General features: G+C 51.1%; 20 protein-coding genes, 3 tRNA genes and 1 pseudogene. 12 read left to right on the top strand and 12 right to left on the bottom strand.

The window, feature by feature from the left end; translation table 11 throughout:
• A pseudogene (locus ACK5JN_RS22880) lies at positions 1 to 186 on the bottom strand (IS1595 family transposase); the annotation flags it as partial.
• Positions 187 to 656: 470 nt separating this feature from the next.
• Between ACK5JN_RS22880 and ACK5JN_RS22875 the strand changes: the two are divergent.
• Together ACK5JN_RS22875 and ACK5JN_RS22870 are read left to right on the top strand one after the other, a co-directional pair.
• Complete coding sequence (locus tag ACK5JN_RS22875) at positions 657 to 1,367, top strand: acyltransferase family protein (protein ID WP_416872243.1); 711 nt, start codon at positions 657 to 659, stop codon at positions 1,365 to 1,367.
• A gap of 792 nt (positions 1,368 to 2,159) precedes the next feature.
• Positions 2,160 to 2,702, top strand: coding sequence for a site-specific integrase (locus ACK5JN_RS22870; protein WP_416872242.1), 543 nt, complete (start codon positions 2,160 to 2,162; stop codon positions 2,700 to 2,702).
• Between the two features lie 50 nt (positions 2,703 to 2,752).
• Here the strand turns inward: ACK5JN_RS22870 and ACK5JN_RS22865 are convergent.
• Both ACK5JN_RS22865 and gltX read right to left on the bottom strand, forming a co-directional pair.
• Positions 2,753 to 2,828, bottom strand: a tRNA-Ala gene (locus ACK5JN_RS22865).
• Positions 2,829 to 3,045: 217 nt separating this feature from the next.
• Positions 3,046 to 4,461, bottom strand: a complete 1,416-nt coding sequence (gene gltX / locus ACK5JN_RS22860; RefSeq protein ID WP_416872245.1) for a glutamate--tRNA ligase — start codon at positions 4,459 to 4,461, stop codon at positions 3,046 to 3,048.
• A gap of 247 nt (positions 4,462 to 4,708) precedes the next feature.
• Between gltX and ACK5JN_RS22855 the strand changes: the two genes are divergently transcribed.
• Positions 4,709 to 4,784, top strand: a tRNA-Val gene (locus ACK5JN_RS22855).
• Between the two features lie 6 nt (positions 4,785 to 4,790).
• Positions 4,791 to 4,866: transfer RNA gene (locus ACK5JN_RS22850), tRNA-Lys, on the top strand.
• A gap of 109 nt (positions 4,867 to 4,975) precedes the next feature.
• On the opposite strand, the gene ACK5JN_RS22845 is transcribed toward ACK5JN_RS22850, so the two are convergent.
• The 4 genes from ACK5JN_RS22845 to xapA are packed head-to-tail and all read right to left on the bottom strand — an operon-like array spanning position 4,976 to position 8,275.
• Positions 4,976 to 5,869: a LysR family transcriptional regulator gene (locus tag ACK5JN_RS22845; protein ID WP_416872241.1), complete on the bottom strand. Its 894-nt coding sequence runs from the start codon at positions 5,867 to 5,869 to the stop codon at positions 4,976 to 4,978.
• 47 nt (positions 5,870 to 5,916) lie between these two features.
• Positions 5,917 to 6,075 carry a XapX domain-containing protein gene (locus ACK5JN_RS22840; protein ID WP_416872240.1) on the bottom strand — a complete coding sequence of 53 codons (159 nt, stop codon included), beginning with the start codon at positions 6,073 to 6,075 and terminating at the stop codon, positions 5,917 to 5,919.
• A 55-nt stretch (positions 6,076 to 6,130) separates the two neighbouring features.
• The gene (locus ACK5JN_RS22835; protein WP_416872244.1) at positions 6,131 to 7,387 is read right to left on the bottom strand and encodes a nucleoside permease; all 1,257 of its coding nucleotides are present in this window, start codon (positions 7,385 to 7,387) and stop codon (positions 6,131 to 6,133) included.
• Positions 7,388 to 7,441: 54 nt separating this feature from the next.
• Positions 7,442 to 8,275, bottom strand: a complete 834-nt coding sequence (gene xapA, locus ACK5JN_RS22830; protein WP_416872239.1) for a xanthosine phosphorylase — start codon at positions 8,273 to 8,275, stop codon at positions 7,442 to 7,444.
• A gap of 225 nt (positions 8,276 to 8,500) precedes the next feature.
• On the opposite strand from xapA, the gene ACK5JN_RS22825 reads away from it, so the two are divergent.
• Together ACK5JN_RS22825 and ACK5JN_RS22820 are read left to right on the top strand one after the other, a co-directional pair.
• On the top strand, positions 8,501 to 9,268 hold the full coding sequence (locus ACK5JN_RS22825; RefSeq protein WP_416872238.1) for an outer membrane protein OmpK: 768 nt from the start codon (positions 8,501 to 8,503) through the stop codon (positions 9,266 to 9,268).
• An 81-nt stretch (positions 9,269 to 9,349) separates the two neighbouring features.
• Positions 9,350 to 9,691, top strand: a complete 342-nt coding sequence (locus ACK5JN_RS22820; RefSeq protein ID WP_416872237.1) for a FlxA-like family protein — start codon at positions 9,350 to 9,352, stop codon at positions 9,689 to 9,691.
• Here ACK5JN_RS22820 and ACK5JN_RS22815 read toward each other — a convergent pair.
• Positions 9,682 to 10,608 (bottom strand): LysR family transcriptional regulator, encoded by a 927-nt coding sequence (locus ACK5JN_RS22815; RefSeq protein ID WP_416872236.1) that lies wholly within the window; start codon positions 10,606 to 10,608, stop codon positions 9,682 to 9,684. The two genes, ACK5JN_RS22820 and ACK5JN_RS22815, sit on opposite strands and share 10 nt — an antisense overlap.
• Positions 10,609 to 10,697: 89 nt before the next feature.
• On the opposite strand from ACK5JN_RS22815, the gene ACK5JN_RS22810 reads away from it, so the two are divergent.
• Positions 10,698 to 11,687: a bile acid:sodium symporter family protein gene (locus ACK5JN_RS22810; protein WP_416872235.1), complete on the top strand. Its 990-nt coding sequence runs from the start codon at positions 10,698 to 10,700 to the stop codon at positions 11,685 to 11,687.
• Positions 11,688 to 11,689: 2 nt separating this feature from the next.
• Here ACK5JN_RS22810 and ACK5JN_RS22805 read toward each other — a convergent pair whose 3' ends face one another.
• From ACK5JN_RS22805 to zipA, 3 genes are all read right to left on the bottom strand, one after another.
• Positions 11,690 to 11,902, bottom strand: coding sequence for a DUF3820 family protein (locus ACK5JN_RS22805; RefSeq protein ID WP_106924181.1), 213 nt, complete (start codon positions 11,900 to 11,902; stop codon positions 11,690 to 11,692).
• A gap of 1 nt (position 11,903) precedes the next feature.
• The gene (gene ligA, locus ACK5JN_RS22800; protein ID WP_416872234.1) at positions 11,904 to 13,919 is read right to left on the bottom strand and encodes an NAD-dependent DNA ligase LigA; all 2,016 of its coding nucleotides are present in this window, start codon (positions 13,917 to 13,919) and stop codon (positions 11,904 to 11,906) included.
• A 70-nt stretch (positions 13,920 to 13,989) separates the two neighbouring features.
• Positions 13,990 to 15,024, bottom strand: coding sequence for a cell division protein ZipA (gene zipA / locus ACK5JN_RS22795; RefSeq protein WP_416872233.1), 1,035 nt, complete (start codon positions 15,022 to 15,024; stop codon positions 13,990 to 13,992).
• A gap of 230 nt (positions 15,025 to 15,254) precedes the next feature.
• Here zipA and cysZ point away from each other — a divergent pair, with 230 nt between their 5' ends.
• Positions 15,255 to 16,016 carry a sulfate transporter CysZ gene (gene cysZ / locus ACK5JN_RS22790; RefSeq protein WP_416872232.1) on the top strand — a complete coding sequence of 254 codons (762 nt, stop codon included), beginning with the start codon at positions 15,255 to 15,257 and terminating at the stop codon, positions 16,014 to 16,016.
• Here the strand turns inward: cysZ and ACK5JN_RS22785 are convergent.
• Positions 15,940 to 16,809 carry a helix-turn-helix domain-containing protein gene (locus ACK5JN_RS22785; RefSeq protein WP_416872231.1) on the bottom strand — a complete coding sequence of 290 codons (870 nt, stop codon included), beginning with the start codon at positions 16,807 to 16,809 and terminating at the stop codon, positions 15,940 to 15,942. The two genes, cysZ and ACK5JN_RS22785, sit on opposite strands and share 77 nt — an antisense overlap.
• A 284-nt stretch (positions 16,810 to 17,093) precedes the next feature.
• Here ACK5JN_RS22785 and ACK5JN_RS22780 point away from each other — a divergent pair, with 284 nt between their 5' ends.
• From ACK5JN_RS22780 to ptsI, 4 genes are all read left to right on the top strand, one after another.
• Positions 17,094 to 18,344: an oligosaccharide MFS transporter gene (locus ACK5JN_RS22780; RefSeq protein ID WP_416872230.1), complete on the top strand. Its 1,251-nt coding sequence runs from the start codon at positions 17,094 to 17,096 to the stop codon at positions 18,342 to 18,344.
• A 169-nt stretch (positions 18,345 to 18,513) separates the two neighbouring features.
• On the top strand, positions 18,514 to 19,485 hold the full coding sequence (gene cysK, locus ACK5JN_RS22775; RefSeq protein WP_106924178.1) for a cysteine synthase A: 972 nt from the start codon (positions 18,514 to 18,516) through the stop codon (positions 19,483 to 19,485).
• Between the two features lie 384 nt (positions 19,486 to 19,869).
• Positions 19,870 to 20,127, top strand: a complete 258-nt coding sequence (gene ptsH, locus ACK5JN_RS22770; protein ID WP_002913505.1) for a phosphocarrier protein Hpr — start codon at positions 19,870 to 19,872, stop codon at positions 20,125 to 20,127.
• Between the two features lie 45 nt (positions 20,128 to 20,172).
• A partial coding sequence (ptsI, locus tag ACK5JN_RS22765) for a phosphoenolpyruvate-protein phosphotransferase PtsI (RefSeq protein WP_416872229.1) occupies positions 20,173 to 21,642 on the top strand: 1,470 nt, incomplete at its 3' end.

Below are 21,642 nucleotides of genomic sequence, written 5' to 3'. Positions count from 1 at the left end.
CTCGCCATCAAACCAGGAGTGCTTATCAACGTGCTCGGCTATCAGCACTCTGAGGCGGTGAAAATAGTATGCGGCAGTGTTCCTGTGGACACCAACCAGCTCTGCGGCAATACGGGCTGTGGAGCCTGCAATAAACAGCTCAAGTAACCGTTCCTGTTTGTACTGACTGAGTCTGCTTTTTCTCATGGGACTATCCTAGATGATCTTAGTTATCTAGGACAGCCCCAATAATATAGTTATGTCTCGACAGCCGTACATCCAAAGTCAAATCCCATCTTTTCACAGAAAAAAACATGCTCCACCTGTTAGTTATGGATAGAGGTTGCTTGATACTTTCAGTGATGTACTGAAAAATATCTTTGCCAACACGAGCAATAACACCAGTGAAATATGTCAATTCTACGCTTCATTTCAGGACACTGTTTTGCCGAAGATATTCGGTATTCTCATCAATGCATTTAAATGCTCCATTCACCCATAACATATATTTTCAAGTCACGATTAACTTTTTTACATTGAATGCCATCAATTACCTGTCACTGTTACCAACAATAAAATCATCTGTGTTGTTTTTTACTATATTATGGATCCTGACAGTGCATCTTTTCTGCTTTTGTGGTTAAATCTTGGCTAATTTTAGGTTTGGGTAAAATTGGATGACATCACATAAAAAAAACTCATTTGATATAGCTAGGCACATAGCTGCGCTGATGGTTATCTTCTCTCATCATCATGCTTTATCAGGATTACCTGAACCAATTTTTCTTGGATTTGAGACATATGGTGGACTTGCTGTATTAATTTTCTTTTCAATATCTGGTTTTTTAATTTCTAAATCAGCAATGAGAAGCGATGACTTCATATCATTTACAGCAAAGAGAATAAGACGAATTTTTCCTGCGCTGATAGGTTGTGCGATTGTTATTAATATACTTTTAGGTAGCATATATTTTCCTGATGCTAGCTTTATTCATTACTTAAGCAGAGCAGTAAAAACCATTTCATTAAATGGATTTAATGTATTCATCACATCCAAGGATTTCACCCATACAGACTTATTGAATGGTAGTTTATGGACATTACCATTAGAAGTGGCTTGTTATATGATTGCCGGTTGCATAATCATTTTTAGTAAAAAACCACAATATTTTGTTGCAGTGTTATTGATAATATTATTCGGTGCTATATATACCCTATCTTTTAATGTTAATATTCAGATCTTATCCATCCCTGTTAATCTATTCTTCACTAGAGCGCTAGCTTTCTTTATCGGTAGTGTGATGGCTATTTATTACGAAAAATGGAATAAAATTAATATCAAATTATTTTTTAATATCATTTTTAGCATTTTACATGTATGGAATTAAAGAAAGTCCTGTTAATTATACAATCTCTGCATATGCACTTTTCAGCGTTATAACAATTATTATTTGCACTTCATTTCATGAAAAAATAATATCTGGAAGATTCGATTATTCCTATGGAATATATATATATGCATTCCCAATTCAGCAATTAATCATTCATAAAACAAATTTTTCATTTTACGAAGGGATGGCAATAACAACCGTGATTGTCATCATTATGGCAGCCATTTCATGGCATCTTATTGAGAAAAGATTTTTGGCAAGAAGTAAAAAATAAAATACGGCCCTATAAATACAATGCTCCATCTATAGGGTGACGTTGGCTGTTTTTTAAAGCTTTCAGTAACTTGACGGAATAACCAGATACAATAGGATCACCAACGGTGTCTGTTAGCTGAATTAAAGCTGTGCTATATACTCCAATTAGTAATGTAATTGCCCTGCTCTATCTAAAAAAGATTCAACTAAATAAACTATTATGTTTTTACCATTAAGGATAATTATCCATGTTCCAGTTTGTCCTAAGTTAATCGCACAAGAAATCTATGAAATAAATCTGTCATTCGCTTGAAGTCCCCCCTTTAAATGAAAACATCCTTCCTATTTTAAGTACTGGGGCAAATTTTGTAACATCTAACCAATCTCTGATGTTATCGCAGTATAGTTTCAATAGTGATATTTGAAACTGAGTTGATGACTGACAACACACTCACTTGATAACATTTCATGCAGTGATCTTTTATTGATTTTTAAGCAAATAAACATCCTCCGGCATAGCCGGAGGTTTTTCATGTGCGCCTATCAGAATCGGAAGAGTTCAGGCTAATTAATGAATTACCTGAACATCTTAAACCTGTGGTTAAGTTTGCCCTAGCTACCGGACTAAGGATGTCAAACATAACCGGACTTAAATGGGGGAACGTAGAGCTCCCAAATAAGATAGCTATGGTTCATGCAGATGAGGTTAAAACAGGAGTAACAATAGGGATACCGTTAAACAGTGCTGCAATGGAAATTCTACGCAACCAACAGCGAAAACACTCTACATTCGTCTTTATATATAACGGAGGGCAATTAAAGAATGCTGGCGCTAAAGGTTGGAGAAATGCAGTTAAACGGGCTGGCCTTGGTGATTTCCATTTCCACGATTTAAGGCACGCGTGGGCATCACGTCACATAATGGGCGGAACATCACTCTATGAATTGCAGGAATTAGGTGGATGGAGTAAAGCTGATACCGTGAGAAAGTATGCCCACTTATCAATCAGTCACTTGCACTCTATCGCAGACAACGCAAGTTCTGACACAAAATTGACACAGAAATTTATGCAATAAAAAAGGCACTTTGCCAAGTGCCTCTAATACTATGTAATTCATGAAGAATTTGGTGGAGCTAGGCGGGATCGAACCGCCGACCTCTTGCATGCCATGCAAGCGCTCTCCCAGCTGCGCTATAACCCCAAATATCATATGATGTGTATCTGGTAACAACATCATTAGGACGGGCGCATAATATGAAACATCGGGGATGTCTGTCAACGGCTAATTTGCAGATTTAATCTGAATGCTGAAAAAGAGAGCAAAGCTGTGAATTTATAGGCAGAAAAATAAAAAAAACCGGACTTCTTACAGTCCGGCTTCCATTGCTCACCTAAGAGTCTTTGAGTTACTACGTTTATTATTGCTGTGACTCACGTTCAGCAATAAATGCCAGTGCGCGATCGATACGGGCCAGACTGCGAGATTTTCCAACCGCATGAACAGTTGCATCAACTGCCGGAGACTGACCGCATCCGGTTACTGCAACACGCAACGGCATACCAACTTTACCCATCCCTACTTCCAGTTCAGTAGCAGCGCCTTCAATCGCATGATGCACATTTTCGACGGTCCAGTCAGTAACAGCACTTAACTTAGCCTTAACCAGTTCCAGAGGTTCTTTAGCTACCGGACGCAGATGTTTCTTCGCTGCATCAGCATCAAACTCATCAAACTCTTCATAAAAATAGCGACAAGACTCAGCCATTTCCTTCAGGGTCTTACAGCGCTCCCCTAACAGTTGCACTATTTCTACTAACTGCGGACCATTTTGAGTATTAAAACCTTGCTCATGAATATGCCATGATAAATGAACAGCAACATACTCTGGTGGCAAATGATTAATATAATGGTGGTTTAACCACTGTAACTTTTCAGTATTAAATGCGCTGGCTGATTTGCTAACAGCATCCAGAGTAAACAGCTGTTTCATCTCATCAACGCTAAAAATTTCCTGATCGCCATGAGACCAGCCCAGACGAACCAGATAGTTCAGCAGCGCCTCGGGTAAATAACCCGCATCACGATATTGCATCACACTGGCAGCGCCATTGCGTTTAGACAGTTTTTGCCCATCATCACCCAGAATCATCGAAACATGCGCATATTCAGGAATAGGCGCACCCAGAGCTTTCAGAATATTAATTTGGCGAGGTGTATTATTAATATGGTCCTCCCCACGAATGACGTGAGTAATTTCCATATCCCAATCATCAACCACTACACAGAAGTTATAGGTTGGAGCGCCATCGGTACGACGGATAATTAAATCGTCCAGCTCCTGGTTGCTGATTTCAATTGGGCCACGGATTTTGTCATCAAAAATAACTGAGCCTTCCTGTGGGTTCAAAAAACGCACCACATGAGGTTCATTATCAGCATGATTACACTGGTCATGGCGACAATGGCCGTCATAACGCGCTTTTTCACCGCGAGCCATTTGCTCTTCACGTAATGCTTCCAGACGCTCTTTAGAGCAATAACACTTATAAGCAGTACCCGCAGTTAACATTTCATCAATAACCGAATTGTAGCGGTCAAAACGCTTGGTCTGAAAATAAGGACCTTCATCCCAATCAATACCTAACCAATTCATACCATCCATAATCGCATCTATTGCTTTTTGGGTTGAACGTTCCAGGTCAGTATCTTCAATTCGTAAGACAAACTCACCGCCAAAATGACGTGAAAACAGCCAGGAATAAAGCGCGGTACGGGCACCACCGACGTGTAAATCACCGGTTGGACTTGGAGCAAAACGTGTTTTTATTTTCATGGACATTGAGCGTTAGCCTTGTTGCAAGATTTAATCAGCAAAGAGTAATTTGATATCTGTCTTTCGCTATAGTGGGGCACATTCTATCACTCCATGCTGAATCCTCAATGTTCAAGCAGCACTGAAAACAGAGATAAATTTAAAAAGTATTTACTATACTGTCTAAAATTACGACGAACAGTCAGTTTCATTCAAAAAATCATTGACTCAGTTGGACGGTTCCCTATAATGCACCTCCACACGAGAAGGGTGATTAGCTCAGTTGGTAGAGCACCTCCTTTACACGGAGGGGGTCGGCGGTTCGAGCCCGTCATCACCCACCATTAATTGGGTCGTTAGCTCAGTCGGTAGAGCAGTTGACTTTTAATCAATTGGTCGCAGGTTCGAATCCTGCACGACCCACCAATGTAAAAAAGCGCCCTAAAGGCGCTTTTTTGCTATCTGCGATATGGAAGATTCGAACCTGCAGCAGGTTCGGGTCGAACGTAGCTATCTGCAATATCCAGAAACGTCCTTAACGTTCCCGCATAAATGTCTCAATCAGCTTATTCAGCGCGGGCATCGCCTGCTGGCGTTCGAACACAAGGTACAGATCTGCCGGGATCCTTTCCTCCAGCGGACGGAACACCACGCCGGGCCAGTTCATCTGCGCGTAGCTATCGGCCATTAACGTAATGCCAATCCCCATACCGATCATCGCCAGCACCGTTTGCGGTTCAACGACTTCACGAACAATCATCGGCGTAAAGCCCGCCTTCTGGCAAACGACCTGCAAGAAGGACCAATCTGAATGAGCAGAAGGTAATGTCACAAAATACTCATTGCGTAATGCATCAAGCGGGACGCGCTCATGGACGGCCAGCGGGTGGTCCACCGGCATCGCCACAAGGAAGGATGCTTCGCAGAGACGCAGATTGGTGAAACGCGCCGGGATATCGGTTGCCATTCTCCAGATCCCAGCATCCAGCTCTCGCCTTTCCAGCAGCGCCATCTGCAAGCCCGGCGATTTTTCGCGAAACATCACCTCAACGTTCGGGTTCTCTTTGAGGAAGCGGTGCATCATTGGACGCATCCGCCCCCACATTGCCGTTCCCACAACCCCGAGTTCAATGCGTCCGGCTTCACCGCGGCCAATTTTCTCCACTCTAGCCAGCGCCTGATCGGTGCTGTTGATTAAACGCCGGGACTCTTCCATCAACACCTTTCCCGCATGCGTCAACGCGACGCTTCGGGAGTGCCGGACGAACAGCAGCGTTCCCAGCTGCTGTTCCAGCTCCTTGATATGGATGCTCAGCGGCGGTTGCGACATGTTTAAGCGCGCCGCGGCGCGGCCAAAATGCAGCTCTTCCGCGACGGCCATAAAATAGCGTAATAATTTAAGATCGATACGGTGTTTACGTTCCTTCACTATTACGCTCCATGGTCAGAATGCAAAGAGTTAACTTATCATAATCATCAGTGGAAAATACATTTCACTGCCAGATAGCCGAAATACATAAATACTATTGATAAAACACCGGGGAGAACATTTGGTGCAGGAATAGGTAACCGGCACAATGTAAAAAGCGCCCCAATCCCAAAACCGATACCGGATGACATAATAATCTCTTTCACAACGCGTCCTTGTAGTGGTAAGCGCTGGTGGAAACTCACGCCAGCGCTACGTTAATTAATGGGCAATAGATGCCGAGGCTATTTTCTCTGGCTCATGTTTATATTTAAAGAAAATGGCAAAGATGATTGCTAACGCGAAGGCGTAGGCCGCAAATATCAACCAGATAGTTTGCCAATCTTTAACACCATCAATGGAGAAATAATCAACCGCCATTCCACTTAATAGTGATCCAACCCATGCACCAACGCCATTCACCATGGTCATAAACAGCCCCTGGGCGCTGGCGCGAATATGGGATCCGACCTCCTGTTCAACAAATACTGAACCGGAAATATTAAAGAAGTCGAATGCGCAGCCATAAACAATCATCGACAGCAGTAGCAAAACAAAGCCGCCCGGTGACGGGTCGCCGAAGGCAAAAAAGCCAAAACGCAGCGTCCAGGCCACCATGCTCATCAACATCACCGCTTTGATGCCAAAACGCTTTAGAAAGAACGGAATCGTCAGAATAAATCCAACCTCGGCCATCTGCGACACCGAGAGCAAAATAGAAGGATAACGAACGACAAAGCTGTCGGCGAACTCAGGGTTACGCGCAAAATCATGCAGGAATGGATTACCGAACACATTGGTGATCTGTAGTACGGCCCCCAGCATCATCGCGAATAAAAAGAACAGCGCCATTCGCGGATTTTTAAACAGTACAAACGCATCCAGCCCAAGTTTGCTGGCAAGGGTCGTCGCCGCCTTTTTCTCCGCTACCGGTATTTTAGGCAGCGTTAACGCGTAGAGCGCAAGCAGGATAGACGCGCCAGATGCGATATAGAGCTGCGTGCTGCTAAGTTCAAGATGCAGCAGGCTCACCGCCCACATCGCCACAATAAACCCCAGTGTGCCGTAGACATGGATAGGCGGAAAGCGGGTAACCGGATCGAGCCCCGCCTGCGCCAGGCAGGAATAGGATACGCTGTTAGACAGCGCTATCGTGGGCATAAACGCCATCGCGTTAACCAGCATCACCCAGAACATCGTGTCAGGATCCGTCACCGACGCCGCGTAAAACAGCACCACCGCGCAGACCAAATGACACAGCATATAGGCACGCTCAGCGCGCAGCCATTTATCGGCAATGATGCCCATGATCCCCGGCATGATTATCGCCGCGAGCCCTTTAGAGCTGTACACCATCCCAACGTTCGCACCGGTAAAATGTAGCGTATTGATCATGTAAGAACCCAGGGTAACCAGCCAGCTCCCCCAGATGAAATACTGTAAAAACGACATGATTTTTAAGCGAGACGTAATGTCCATCATTTTTCCTTGTCGTATGATTCGGCCCCCGAAGAGGCCTGTTTATGAGGGTTATCAGGCCAGCTTGCGTAAAAAACCGCAGATAAGATTGATAAAGTTTTGTCGCGACAGTTCGGCGGCAGCCAGCGTCTGCGCGTGCGACAGCTTCACATCGCTCAGCCCTTCCGCCATATTGGTGATGGCGGAAACCGCCACAACCTTCAGCCCGCAATGGCGTGCGGTAATCACCTCCGGCACCACGGACATCCCGACAACGTCGCCGCCGATAATTTGCATCATGCGAATTTCCGCGGCGGTTTCGAAATTCGGCCCCGGATAAGAGACGAACACCCCTTCACTCAGTGGGAACCCCTGTTCCTGAGCAACCGCCTGCAGCACGGCACGAAAATCGGCATCATAGGCGTTAGCCAGCGAGAAAAAACGCTCGCCAAAGCGCTCATCGTTAGGCCCGACCATCGGCGTGCCCGGCATGGTATTGATATGATCCTTCAGCACCACCAGCTCGCCTGCGCCAACATCAGGGCGCAGCGAACCCGCCGCATTGGTGCAAAATAGCAGCTCGCAGCCCAGGCGCTGAAAAGTGCGAATAGCGTCGGTCATAATGCGCATCCCGTGGCCTTCATAGAAATGGCCGCGGCCCTTCATGCAGGCGACGGGAACCCCCGCTAGCGTGCCAAGAACCAGCTCGCCGGCATGGCCATGCACGGTGCTGACCGGAAAACCAGGCAGTTTTTCATAGGAGATAACGACCGCATCTTCAATTTGCTCCGCCAATGTCCCCAGCCCTGAGCCAAGGATAAAAGCAACGCGAGGGCTAAACCCCGGTTTGTAGCCATGAATAATATCGACGCAGTATTGCGGGTTATTTGAGTTGTGAGAATAAAGCATAACGGTCCTTAAACAGTGAACAAACAATATGTGTTTCTCTGTTTATAGCGACCCTTATCCCGTTCAAACCAATACTATTTATTCTTACTATCAATAGCCAATCGATCTTAATCCTCATTTATTCCTTGTGGCTATTAATCCTGGGAAAAAAAGATAATGGAAAATCTGTACCGACAGCAATAAAAATACGCTGATTTTTACCTCTGAAGAATACGGGAATTAACCATGCACAATAATAAACGTCTGCCTCTTATTTTTATCTCGCTACTTGCTTTACCCTTCACATCACATGCCGAATTCAAAAGTGGCTTCGCCGATATCGGTTTTCATTATCTTGACTGGTCGAACCGAACGACAGAAAAATCGAGTCAGAAATCGCACAAAGATGATTTTGGCTACCTCGAACTGGAGGGCGGGGCTAACTTTAGCTGGGGTGAAATGTACGGTTTTTTCGATTGGGAAAACTTTTATAATGGCCGCCATGATAAACCCGGCAGCGAGCAGCGCTATACGTTTAAAAATACCAATCGTATTTATTTAGGCGCTACGGGATTGAATCTCTATCTTCACGCCTACGGAACCTATGGTTCGCCGAACCGCGTCAACTTTCACGATGACATGTTCCTCTACGGCCTTGGCTACAACTTTACCGGCGACGGTTATTGGTTTAAGCCGTTTATCGCCAAACGCTATACCGATCAAACCTACTATACCGGCGATAATGGCTACGTAGCCGGTTGGGTTGCCGGGTACAGTTTTATGCTCGGGCATGAGAAATTTACCGTCACTAACTGGAACGAGTACGAATTTGATCGGGATCCCAGCTATGCGGCCGGCAACGGCGGTAAGGAAGGGATGAACGGCGCGATTGCCGTCTGGTGGAACGCGACGCCGCATTTAACCACCGGGATCCAATACCGCTATGCGGATGATAAATTGGGTGAAAGCTGGTATCAGGACGCCATCATCTACTCGGTAAAATTCAATTTCTGATAGCTGCGCGCGGGAAGTGGCACTCAAGCTTCCCGCTGCCAGGCCGATACTCCTTATATTTTCCCCTATAAGGCGTGCACCATGACCACCATCAGCTCCTCTTCTATTCCAGCGTTAAAAACGACCACCAGCACCGCCGCGCCCAGCGGTAACGACACAGCCTCGCAAATGGCGCGCATTACCCAGCAGATTGTCAAACTCACCCAGCAGCTCAAAGAGATCGCCGACGGCAGCGGCAGCGCTGAAGACAAGCAAAAGCAGGCCGAGATGATTCAGGAGCAGATCGCCATGCTGGAAGCTCAGCTGGCGCAGCTGCAAAACCAGCAGGCAGAAAAAGCGCAGGAAAAACAGGAAGCCTCAGCCGCCGCCATCACCGGCGTTAACCGCTCCAGCGATGAGCACCAGATCGATATCTACATCTGATAGAGCGGATCCTGCTGGCGCTTATCCGTCAGACGCTGGCTTTGCTCACGCACCACGTCCCACAGCGCCTGCGCGGCCGTGGAAAGCGAGCGGTTTTTCCGCCGTGCCAGCATCAGCTGACGCTCAACGCTCGGCGCCAGCCGTTTCACCACCAGCGGGCTCCCCTCCGGTAACGGCAGCGCCAGAGCCGGAATAATGCTGATACCGATGCCCGCCGTGACCATCGGGAACAGCGTCGCCGGGTGGCCAATCTCCTGCACAATATCCGCCTCAATGTCATGCAGGCGCAGCGCGGCATCAATCAGCATTCGGCTGCCCGACGCATAATCCTGCAGTACCAGCTTTGCCCCTTGCAGCGCCTGCCAGCTAACGTACGGTAAATCGGCATAGGGATGGTCGCGTCGGCACAGCAGAAAAAAGGGCTCCGACAGCACCGTCTCACACTGCAAATCGCCGACGACGCCGGGATCGATCACAATGCCAAAATCCACGTCTCCCTGCCGAATGCTTTCCAGCACCCACTGCTGTGGACGGTCGTGCAGCACAAAACGAATCTCCGGATAGCGCAGATTACTTTCGGCAATACACTGAGGAATGAGATGCGCGGAAATGGTCTGGCTTGCCGCCACCCGCACCGTCCCGCTGAGCTGCTGGCCAATCCGCCCGGCTTCACGCAGCGTGCTATGCAGCTCGTCCAGCTGGCGCTCAAGCCGCTGCGCCAGCTGCTGCCCGGCCTCGGTCAGCACCACTTCACGCGTGGTTCGGTCAAGCAAACGCACGCCGGTCTGGTGCTCCAGCTCCTTCACGCTATGGCTAACCGCCGACTGGCTGAGGCCAATCATCTCCCCGGCACGGCTGAAACTTTTGGCCTGAGCGACCGTGACAAACACTTTTAACTGGCGCAGCGAGTAATTCATCTGTTTTTTTCATCAATGGATGCAATAAATCAATTTTATTTATCAACAATAAAAAAGCAAAATGTATGCATCGATCTTCAGGAGTCTGTATGAAACTTTTTCGCGTTTTAGACCCGTTTACGCTCACCCTTATCGTCGTTGTCCTGCTCGCCACCTTCTTCCCGGCGCGCGGTGATTTCGTACCATTCTTCGAACACCTGACCACCGCCGCCATTGCACTGCTGTTCTTTATGCACGGCGCCAAGCTGTCGCGTGAGTCGATTATCGCTGGTGGCAGCCACTGGCGCCTGCACTTATGGGTGATGTGCAGCACCTTTGTGGTGTTCCCGGTGCTGGGCGTGCTGTTCGCCTGGTGGGCGCCGATTGACGTCGATCCGCAGCTTTACGCTGGTTTCCTGTATCTGTGCATTCTGCCAGCCACCGTACAGTCGGCGATTGCCTTTACCTCGCTGGCGGGCGGTAACGTCGCAGCGGCGGTCTGTTCAGCGTCGGCTTCCAGCCTGTTAGGGATTTTCCTCTCGCCGCTGCTGGTCGGCCTGGTGATGAACGTCCACGGCGCGGGCGGCAGCCTCGAGCAGGTTGGCAAAATCATGCTGCAGCTGCTGCTGCCGTTCGTCCTTGGCCATCTGTCTCGTCCGTGGACCGCCGCCTTTGTCGCGAAGCATAAAAAATGGATCGCCAAAACCGACCAGACTTCCATCCTGCTGGTGGTCTACTCCGCCTTCAGCGAAGCGGTGGTGAACGGTATCTGGCATAAAGTGGGCGTGGGTTCACTGCTGTTTATCGTCATCGTGAGCATCGTGCTGCTGGCGCTGGTTATCCTGATTAATACCGTGGCCGCCCGTCGTCTGGGCTTTGATAAAGCGGATGAAATTACGATTGTCTTCTGCGGGTCGAAAAAGAGCCTGGCCAACGGTATCCCGATGGCCAATATTCTCTTCCCGACGTCGGTGCTGGGGATGATGGTGCTGCCGCTGATGATCTTCCACCAGATTCAGCTGATGACCTGCGCGGTGCTGGCGCGCCGCTACAAAGCGCAGACGGAAAAACTGCAGGCCAAAGAGCAGGCCCGCGTCTAAGGCTAGCGCTTGAGGGGCTGCACCAGCTGGGTTAGCCCCTCGGTTTTAATCAGCAGCGTCAGCTGCATCAGCTCGCCAAGATGGCCCGCCGGAAACTGATCCTTGCGGGCAAACCACAGCAGATACTCTTCCGGGACGTCGATTAAACGTCGGCCTTTATACTTGCCGAACGGCATCTCGGTGTTGGCAATCTCAATCAGCTGCGCTTTATCCACGTCACACTCCTAGCAGGCGCAGCATTTCGGCTTCATCAATCACCGCAATGCCCAGCTCCTGCGCTTTGGCAAGCTTGGAGCCCGCCGCCTCACCGGCGATCACCAGGTCGGTTTTCTTCGACACGCTGCCGGCCACTTTGGCCCCGAGTTCCACCAGACGCGCCTTCGCATCGTCGCGAGACATCTGGCTCAGGCTGCCGGTCAGCACTACGGTTTTACCGGCGAACGGGCTATCGATTTCTTCGGCGTTAATCACCACCGGTGCCGGCCAGCTAATACCCTCTTTCAGCAACAGCTGAATCACCTCGCGGTTGCTCTCTTCGGCAAAGAAGTTAAATACGTGGTTAGCCACCACCACGCCCACGTCCGGCACTTTTTGCAGTTCATCAATCGAGGCCGCTTCCAGCGCCTCCAGCGTACCAAAGTACGCCGCCAGCCCGGCTGCGGTGGCTTCGCCAACCTCGCGAATGCCCAGCGCGTAGAGGAAACGCGCGAAAGTGGTGTGCTTCGCTTTCTCCAGCGCGTTAACCACGTTCTGCGCCGATTTCGGCCCCATGCGGTCCAGCCCGGTAAGCTTGCCCGCGGTGAGCGTAAACAGGTCCGCGGGGGTATGGACGTACTCTTTCTCCACCAGCTGGTCGATGATTTTATCGCCCATGCCATCAACGTCGAGCGCACGGCGGGAGACAAAGTGTTTTAGCGACTCTTTGCGCTGCGCGCCGCAAATCAGGCCGCCGGTACAGCGGGCCACCGCTTCTCCTTCCACGCGTTCAACGTCGGAGTTGCATACCGGACAATGGGTCGGGAAAACAATCTCCTGCGTCACGTCAGGACGTTCGGAGAGCACCACATTCACCACCTGCGGGATCACGTCACCGGCGCGGCGAATGACTACTTTATCGCCAATACGCAGCCCCAGACGCGCGATTTCATCGGCGTTGTGCAGCGTGGCGTTGCTGACCAGCACCCCGGCCACCTGCACCGGCTCAAGGCGCGCCACCGGCGTAATCGCCCCGGTACGGCCCACCTGGAATTCAACGTCGCGTACGAAGGTCATCTGCTCCTGCGCCGGGAATTTAAATGCCACCGCCCAGCGCGGCGCGCGGGCGACAAAACCGAGCTGTTCCTGCTGCGCCAGCGAGTTGACCTTGATGACCACGCCATCAATGTCGAAGCCCAGCGTGGGGCGATCTTCTTCAACTTTATGATAGTAAGCGAGTACTTCCTCCGGAGAGTCGCAGAGCGTTACGCGGTCGCTGACCGGCAGGCCCCACGCTTTAAACTGCAGCAGACGCCCCAGATGGGTATCCGGCAGCACGCCGCCTTCCAGCACGCCCACACCGTAGCAGAAGAAAGTAAGCGGTCGCTTCGCCGTGATGCGCGGGTCCAGCTGGCGCAGTGAACCGGCGGCGGCGTTGCGCGGGTTGGCAAACACTTTGCTGCCGGTACGGCGCGCTTCTTCGTTAATCTTTTCAAACCCGGCCTGGGGCAGGAACACTTCACCACGCACTTCCAGACGCGCCGGGATGTTGTCGCCGTGCAGCTTCAACGGGATGGCGCGGATAGTACGCACGTTAGAGGTAATATCCTCACCGGTGGTACCGTCGCCGCGCGTCGCCGCGCTGACCAGCACGCCGTTTTCATAGAGAATGCTCACCGCCAGGCCATCAAGCTTCAGCTCACAGCACCAGGTCAGCTTATCGCTGCTGTTCAGGCGGTCCTGAACGCGTTTGTTGAACGCCAGGAAGCTCTCTTCGTCAAACACGTTATCCAGCGACAGCATTGGCACTTCGTGGCGAATCTGGCTAAAGGCCGCCAGCGGCCCTGCGCCGACGCGCTGGGTCGGTGAGTCAGCGGTAACTAACTCGGGATGCTGCGCCTCCAGCTCGCGCAGCTCGCGCATCAGGCGGTCGTACTCGGCGTCCGGCAGTTCCGGCGCGTCGAGCACGTGATACAGATATTCATGATGGCGAAGCGTCGCTCGCAGTTCATTCAGTCGTTGTTCTATTGGTTGCATATCACACCATCAATATAAAAAACCCCCGACAGGCGGGGGTTCAGGAAGGATTGAAAAACGCGCGACCTTATCAGGCGTTGGCGTCTTTCACTTCGCGAATACGATCCTGATACTCGCGCAGCTTTTGCGGGGTCATCATCCGACGCTGATCGTCGAGCACCACGCCGCCCACTTCGTCGGCAATGTACTGCGCCGACTGAAGCATCAGCTTGAAGTTTTGCAGCTCGTCGCCGTAGCCCGGCACCTGCATGAAAATGGTCACGCCAGGCGTCTGCATATCGCTCATGTTATCCGGATCAAAGGTACCCGGCTTGAGCATGTTTGCCAGGCTAAACAGCGCCGGGCCGCTACCGTCCGGGCTAAGGTGGCGATGGAAGATGTTCATGTCGCCAAACTTGAATCCGGCCTGCTGAATGCTATTGAGCAGCAGTTCACCGTTAATGTGTGAACCCTGGTGAGCGGAGACGTTCATCACGATCACCGTCTCTTTACGCTCCGGTTTAACCGGCTCGGCGGGCTCTGGCGCGGGCTGCGCAGCCGGTTCAGGCTGCTGCACCGGCTGCGGCTGGGCCGCTGGTGCGTCTACCGGCTGGGCGACCTGCGGCGCAGCGGGCTGCTGAGCCACGTGCTGCGGCGGCTGTACCGGCGCGGGCTGCTGCGGCTGTTCGGCCACCGGCGGGCGCACAGATTGTTGCGGCGGCTGCACAGGCTGCGGCGGCGGAACCGGCGCGTGCTGAGCAGGCTGATGTGGCTGTTGCACAGGCGGCTGCGCTACCGGCTCCTGCGGACGCGCAGGCTGCGGTGCCTGACGCTCGTAAGGCGGCTGGTACTGGTGTTGAGGCGCGTGACGAGGTGCTTCATGCTCCCCAGCAACCCCAGGGGCGTGATTGACCTTGTGGACACGAACTTCTCCCACGCCTTCAACATTGTCATCAAAGTCGTCTTCCGACTCATCGTCGGCGTCACGAGACTTCATACGCTTGATTGGGCGATCGCGGAACATCGAGGAACGCTCTTTACGGCTCGTCCAGAAACCATGAACCAGTAAAGCGAGTATGGCGATCGCGCCAACAATGATTAATATCAGACGCAAATCCTGCATCATTATATTCTCTGTTGTTCTAACACCTTGCCACCACGGCAAACATTTACTCACTAAGAGTATTTGCCCATCACGTCAAGTGCAAGTGTGCACGTGACATTCACCGCATAAAGATGCGTTAAATCGTACTTTTTGCTTGTTTTTCGAACATTTCTTAACTGGTGATTGTCCAACAACTCGCTAATATAGTGTCGTCTTTTCAATGTAGTCAGACAAAGGAGCTTCACCTGACCATGGTTTCATCGTCCACCCCTGCCGCACGCAGCGGCGTTTACTATTTCTCTCAGGGCTGGAAACTGATCGGCTTGCCGGGCATTCGCCGATTCGTCATCTTACCGCTGTTGGTCAATATTGTGCTGATGGGCGGCGCCTTCTGGTGGCTGTTCAGCAAGCTGGAGAGCTGGATCCCCTCGCTGATGGGGCGTATTCCCGACTGGCTGCAGTGGCTGAGCTATCTGCTTTGGCCGGTGATTGTGATTTCAATTCTGCTGGTTTTCGGCTATTTCTTCTCAACCATCGCCAACTGGATAGCCGCGCCGTTTAACGGCCTGCTGGCCGAGCAGTTAGAGGCGCGCTTAACCGGCGCCACGCCGCCGGACACTGGCGTTGTCGGTATAATGAAGGACCTGCCGCGCATTATGAAACGCGAATGGCAAAAGCTGGCGTGGTATCTGCCGCGCGCGGTTGTGCTGCTGCTGCTGTACTTTATTCCTGGCATCGGTCAGACGGTCGCCCCGGTGCTGTGGTTCTTGTTCAGCGCCTGGATGCTGGCCATTCAGTACTGCGACTACCTGTTTGATAACCACAAAGTGCCGTTTAAAACCATGCGTGAAGCGCTGCGTACCCGTAAGGTCACCAACATGCAGTTTGGCGCGCTGACCAGCCTGTTCACCCTGATCCCGGTGCTTAACCTGGTGATCATTCCGGTGGCGATTTGCGGCGCGACGGCGATGTGGGTGGACTGTTATCGCGATAAACACGCGATGTGGAAGTAAGCGCCTGCTGTCGCAGGCAAGCGCCGAGATGGCTGGCATCGTAAAAATGACAGTACTCGGCAATATCCCGCAGCGAATGAACGCCTTGCTGCATTAAAAACCGGGCATGACGCAACCGCAGGGCGATTAAATACTGCTGCGGCGTCATCCCGATTCGCTGTTTAAAACGGCGCTGGAAGGTACGAAGCGTGAGAGAAAAGCGTTCCGCCAGCGTCGACCACTCCACCTTGACTTGCCAGTGTCTGTCTACCCACGACATCGCCAGGCACACCCGCTCATCGACGCTGAGGTCGCCATACGCCGTCTGGCGATAGCGCGGCAGCTGGGCCAGTAAACGCAGCAAAAATGTCTCCTGCAGCGCGCTGCGCAGCGGGCCGCCCTCACCGCCATCGGCCATTTCGGCGCAGGCAAATGCATTAAGCTCCCCCACCACCTTCTGCCAGCCGGGCGTCGCCATATGCCACAGCTGCGGTTCCGACTCTTCAAACAGCAGTGCGATACCGCTATCAAACCAGTTTAACTGCCCTAGCGGTACGTGCAGCAGATTAATGGCGCAGCTCCCGTGCATCTCGGTAAAGGCGTGGCGATCTTCGGCGCGCAGCGCCATAAATGAACCGGCGCGCATAAACCAGGGTGAGCCGTTGACGATATGGGTCATCGTACCGGAGAGCAAAAAAAGGATTTCGTGATAATCGTGGTCATGCTCTGGATAGGCAATACCCGGCAACCAATACTGCACGCAAACCCGGTCGCAGGGGCGATTAAATACGTGGGATTGGTGTAAAGTTTGCATGGTTATTTCCTGAGCCATTGTCAGAGTAGCGAAATTAAAACGCTGAGGCTCACCTTGTCAAATACCTTATTTTTCAGGGGAAATAGTTTAAAAATAATGGTTAAAAATTGAGTTTTATTGCCCTCTTAACGCGGTAAAAAAATTCACATATTCATTCTGTGAGGGGCAACACAGCTTCTGAGGATAAAAACGACAAGGTAGCCAGAAGATGGCAATCAGATAAAAGTCTGCGCGCGCGATTCAGGCTAACGTAGCGCCATCATTTCGCAATGGAGTGGAATTATATGGTCAGCATGATAAATAAGCAGGCTTATATAAGGATAAGCCTCTGTCTTTTTGTTTTCTATTTTGCATGGTCCACCAGCTGGTCGTTTCTGGCGATCTGGCTGGCCGATAATGTCGGTCTGAACAGTGAAAAGATTGGCTTTGTGCTCTCAATCAATGCCCTGTTTGCGCTGGCGATGAAGCCCGTCTGCGGCTACATCATGGACAAGCTCGGTCTGGGCAAGCATCTGCTGGTCATCGTGACCCTCGCCTCGGTGCTGGCAGCGCCCTTTTTCATCTGGGTGTACCAGCCGCTGCTTGGCGTTAACCTGATTGCCGGTATGCTGGTTGGCGCGCTGTATCTCTCCTTTGCTTATCTGGCGGGCGTGCTGGTGTTTGAATCCTACGCCGATCGCTACAGCCGCGCCTGGTCTTTTGAGTTTGGCCGCGTGCGCATGTGGGGGTCAATGGGCTGGGCGGTGGCGTCGCTGTTTGCCGGGCAGCTGTTTAACCTGTCGCCGCACTATAACTTCTGCGTCACATCGCTGGCCTGCGTGGTGTTGCTCATGCTGCTCAGCATGCTAAAAACGCAGGGCGACGGAATCGACTGGCAGGCGGTCAACGCGGGCCAAAAAGCGCCGGTCAATAAAACCGACGTCAAAATGCTCTTTACCCAAAGTGGGTTCTGGATCCTGATGCTATTTTATGGCGGAATTATCTGGATGATGCAGAGCGCCGAACAGCAGTTCCCGCGTTATTTTGTCAGTTTCTTTGCCGACCATAAACAGGGTAATGCGATGCTCGGTTATATGGGCTCAGTTCAATCCGCCGTCGAATTCATTTTAATGTTTTCCATTCCGTGGCTGATTAATAAAGTCGGCGCGCGTAATGGTCTCCTGTTAGCGGGTTTTGTTATTGGATTGCGGTTGGTCGTTTCCGCGCTGGCGACCCACGCGTGGATGATTGCCATTATTAAACCGTTCTACGGTCTGGAGATGGCGCTGCTGTTGGTGTCTATCTTTAAATATCTTTCTCTCTATTTTGATAAGCGCTTAACCGGAACCGTTTATATGGTGCTGGGCTGCTTTAACTATCTAGGTATCGCGCTCATCAACCCCATTGCCGGGATGCTGTACGACCGCTACGGCTTTGCCAAAACCTATCTGGTGATGGGCATTATAGCGTGGGTGATTACCCTTATCGGCATTCAGGTGCTCGGTAAAGGTCGCTATGGCCACACCTCAACGACTCCGCTCGCCTCTCAGGGCTAACGCGCATCACGCCTCATCCCAACGGATGAGGCTTATACCTTGCCTTATTCCATCCCGCTTGCCATTATTTCCCTTCAGTATATAGATATGCGAAATCCTTACTTCCGCAGAATCTTTAAGCAGGTATGCTGGTCCAGTACCCCAAATTTCATACAGTTAAGGACAGGCCATGAGTAAGATTTTTGAAGACAACTCCCTGACTATCGGTCATACGCCGCTGGTACGACTGAACCGCATCGGTAACGGGCGCATCCTGGCAAAGGTTGAATCACGTAACCCGAGCTTCAGCGTCAAATGCCGTATCGGTGCCAATATGATTTGGGATGCCGAAAAACGTGGCGTACTGAAACCGGGCGTCGAACTGGTTGAGCCGACCAGCGGCAACACCGGTATCGCTCTGGCCTACGTCGCCGCCGCGCGCGGTTACAAACTGACGCTGACCATGCCGGAAACCATGAGTATCGAACGCCGCAAGCTGCTGAAAGCGCTGGGCGCGAACCTGGTGCTGACCGAAGGCGCGAAAGGCATGAAGGGCGCGATTCAGAAAGCGGAAGAAATCGTCGCCAGCAATCCGGAAAAATACCTGCTGCTGCAACAGTTCAGCAACCCAGCTAACCCGGAAATCCACGAAAAAACCACCGGCCCGGAAATCTGGGAAGATACCGACGGCCAGGTTGACGTCTTTATCGCGGGCGTGGGCACCGGCGGCACCCTGACCGGCGTTACGCGTTATATTAAAGGCACAAAAGGCAAAACGGATCTGATCTCCGTCGCCGTTGAGCCAACCGACTCCCCGGTGATCGCCCAGGCGCTGGCCGGTGAAGAGCTGAAGCCAGGCCCGCATAAGATCCAGGGGATCGGCGCCGGTTTCATCCCGGGCAACCTCGATCTGAAGCTGATTGATAAAGTGGTCGCTATCACTAACGAAGAAGCCATCTCCACCGCGCGTCGCCTGATGGAAGAAGAAGGCATTCTGGCCGGTATCTCTTCCGGCGCAGCGGTTGCCGCGGCGCTGAAACTTCAGGAAGACGAAACCTTTACCAACAAGAATATTGTGGTTATCCTACCGTCTTCGGGTGAACGCTATTTGAGCACCGCATTGTTCGCAGATCTCTTCACCGAGAAAGAACTGCAACAGTAATGCCAGTGCGTTAAAATTGTGTAAAAAAGCACCCTCCCGGGTGCTTTTTTGTGGCATACATCAAACTTTTACCCCCCCTGGCATTGCTTCACCTCCGTAGGTCTGGTATTTAACCATCATATTTATTTTGAGCCGCGAAATTATTCATTACAGGTTTTCCAGTGCTGAATCGATTTTATGATTTGGTTCAAATCCTGCTTTCGCGGCATAATGTTTAATGATAAGCGAAACGTCAAAGGCCAGAAGCGTCTGCGTCGGAAGGTTTGTCGCCGATGGTAGTGCTGATTTACGAACGTCGCTTGAATTGAGTAATACAGGCTAAAGTGTAGCCACCAGGCTAGACTTTAGTTCCACAACACTAAACCTATAAGTTGGGGAAATATAATGTTCCAGCAAGAAGTTACCATTACCGCTCCGAACGGTCTGCATACCCGCCCTGCTGCTCAGTTTGTTAAAGAAGCGAAAGGCTTCACTTCTGAGATCACTGTGACTTCCAACGGCAAAAGCGCTAGCGCGAAAAGCCTGTTCAAACTGCAAACTCTGGGTCTGACTCAGGGCACCGTTGTCACCCTGTCCGCAGAAGGTGAAGACGAGCAGAAAGCAGTTGAGCATCTGGTTAAACTGATGGCTGAACTCGAGTAAGTTCAACGAGTTCTTTTCAATATCAGTCACAAGTAAGGTAGGGTTATGATTTCAGGCATTTTAGCATCCCCGGGTATCGCTTTCGGTAAAGCATTGCTGCTGAAAGAAGATGAAATTGTCATCGACCGGAAGAAAATTTCTGCCGATAAGGTTGAGCAGGAAGTTGAACGTTTTCTGAGCGGTCGTACTAAAGCGTCCGCGCAGCTCGAAGCTATCAAAACTAAAGCTGGCGAAACTTTCGGTGAAGAAAAAGAAGCCATCTTCGAAGGGCATATCATGCTGCTCGAAGATGAGGAGCTGGAGCAGGAAATCATAGCCCTGATTAAAGATAAGAACATGACGGCTGACGCAGCCGCGCATGAAGTTATCGAAGGTCAGGCGACTGCCCTGGAAGAACTGGATGATGAATACCTGAAAGAGCGTGCGGCTGACGTACGTGACATCGGTAAGCGCCTGCTGCGCAACATCCTGGGTCTGGCGATTATTGACCTGAGCGCGATTCAGGATGAAGTTATCCTGGTTGCCGCTGACCTGACGCCGTCCGAAACCGCACAGTTGAACCTGAAAAAGGTGCTGGGTTTCATCACTGACGTCGGTGGCCGTACTTCCCACACCTCCATCATGGCGCGTTCTCTGGAACTGCCGGCGATCGTGGGTACCGGTAGCGTCACCACTCAGGTGAAAAATGGCGACTATCTGATTCTGGATGCCGTAAACAACGTGGTTTACGTCAACCCAACCAACGAAGAAATTGAAAAGCTTCGCGCCGTTCAGGAGCAGGTTGCTTCTGAGAAAGCCGAACTGGCGAAACTGAAAGACCTGCCGGCAATCACCCTTGATGGCCACCAGGTTGAAGTGTGCGCGAACATCGGTACCGTACGTGATATCGACGGTGCTGAGCGTAACGGCGCGGAAGGCGTTGGCCTGTACCGCACCGAATTCCTGTTCATGGACCGCGACGCGCTGCCGACTGAAGAAGAGCAGTTTGCTGCGTACAAAGCCGTGGCTGAAGCGTGTGGCTCTCAGGCGGTTATCGTCCGTACCATGGATATCGGCGGCGATAAAGAGCTGCCGTACATGAACTTCCCGAAAGAAGAGAACCCGTTCCTGGGCTGGCGTGCCGTGCGTATCGCGATGGATCGTAAAGAGATCCTGCGCGACCAGGTCCGCGCAATCCTCCGTGCGTCCGCTTTCGGTAAGCTGCGCATCATGTTCCCGATGATCATCTCTGTTGAAGAAGTGCGCGCACTGAAGAAAGAGATTGAGATCTACAAACAGGAACTGCGTGACGAAGGTAAAGCATTCGATGAATCCATCGAAGTTGGCGTGATGGTGGAAACCCCAGCCGCAGCAACGATTGCCCGTCATTTAGCGAAAGAAGTCGATTTCTTTAGTATTGGTACCAACGATTTAACCCAGTACACCCTGGCAGTTGACCGTGGTAATGATATGATTTCACATCTTTACCAGCCAATGTCACCGTCCGTCCTGACGCTTATCAAGCAAGTTATTGAT

The organism is Kluyvera sp., assembly GCF_047971185.1.
In the GTDB taxonomy this organism is placed as follows: Bacteria; Pseudomonadota; Gammaproteobacteria; order Enterobacterales; family Enterobacteriaceae; genus Kluyvera.
Note: the sequence above shows the minus strand (reverse complement) of the source record. Positions and strands in the feature narration are given on the sequence as shown.

Coding starts and splice junctions, on each gene's coding strand:
- ACK5JN_RS22875 (WP_416872243.1), top strand. CDS start 657: ATGACATCACATAAAAAAAACTCATTTGATATAGCTAGGCACATAGCT.
- gltX (WP_416872245.1), bottom strand. CDS start 4,461: ATGAAAATAAAAACACGTTTTGCTCCAAGTCCAACCGGTGATTTACAC.
- ACK5JN_RS22835 (WP_416872244.1), bottom strand. CDS start 7,387: ATGGACATTACGTCTCGCTTAAAAATCATGTCGTTTTTACAGTATTTC.
- xapA (WP_416872239.1), bottom strand. CDS start 8,275: ATGCTTTATTCTCACAACTCAAATAACCCGCAATACTGCGTCGATATT.
- ACK5JN_RS22825 (WP_416872238.1), top strand. CDS start 8,501: ATGCACAATAATAAACGTCTGCCTCTTATTTTTATCTCGCTACTTGCT.
- ACK5JN_RS22820 (WP_416872237.1), top strand. CDS start 9,350: ATGACCACCATCAGCTCCTCTTCTATTCCAGCGTTAAAAACGACCACC.
- ACK5JN_RS22815 (WP_416872236.1), bottom strand. CDS start 10,608: ATGAATTACTCGCTGCGCCAGTTAAAAGTGTTTGTCACGGTCGCTCAG.
- ACK5JN_RS22810 (WP_416872235.1), top strand. CDS start 10,698: ATGAAACTTTTTCGCGTTTTAGACCCGTTTACGCTCACCCTTATCGTC.
- ligA (WP_416872234.1), bottom strand. CDS start 13,919: ATGCAACCAATAGAACAACGACTGAATGAACTGCGAGCGACGCTTCGC.
- zipA (WP_416872233.1), bottom strand. CDS start 15,024: ATGATGCAGGATTTGCGTCTGATATTAATCATTGTTGGCGCGATCGCC.
- cysZ (WP_416872232.1), top strand. CDS start 15,255: ATGGTTTCATCGTCCACCCCTGCCGCACGCAGCGGCGTTTACTATTTC.
- ACK5JN_RS22785 (WP_416872231.1), bottom strand. CDS start 16,809: ATGCAAACTTTACACCAATCCCACGTATTTAATCGCCCCTGCGACCGG.
- ACK5JN_RS22780 (WP_416872230.1), top strand. CDS start 17,094: ATGGTCAGCATGATAAATAAGCAGGCTTATATAAGGATAAGCCTCTGT.
- cysK (WP_106924178.1), top strand. CDS start 18,514: ATGAGTAAGATTTTTGAAGACAACTCCCTGACTATCGGTCATACGCCG.
- ptsH (WP_002913505.1), top strand. CDS start 19,870: ATGTTCCAGCAAGAAGTTACCATTACCGCTCCGAACGGTCTGCATACC.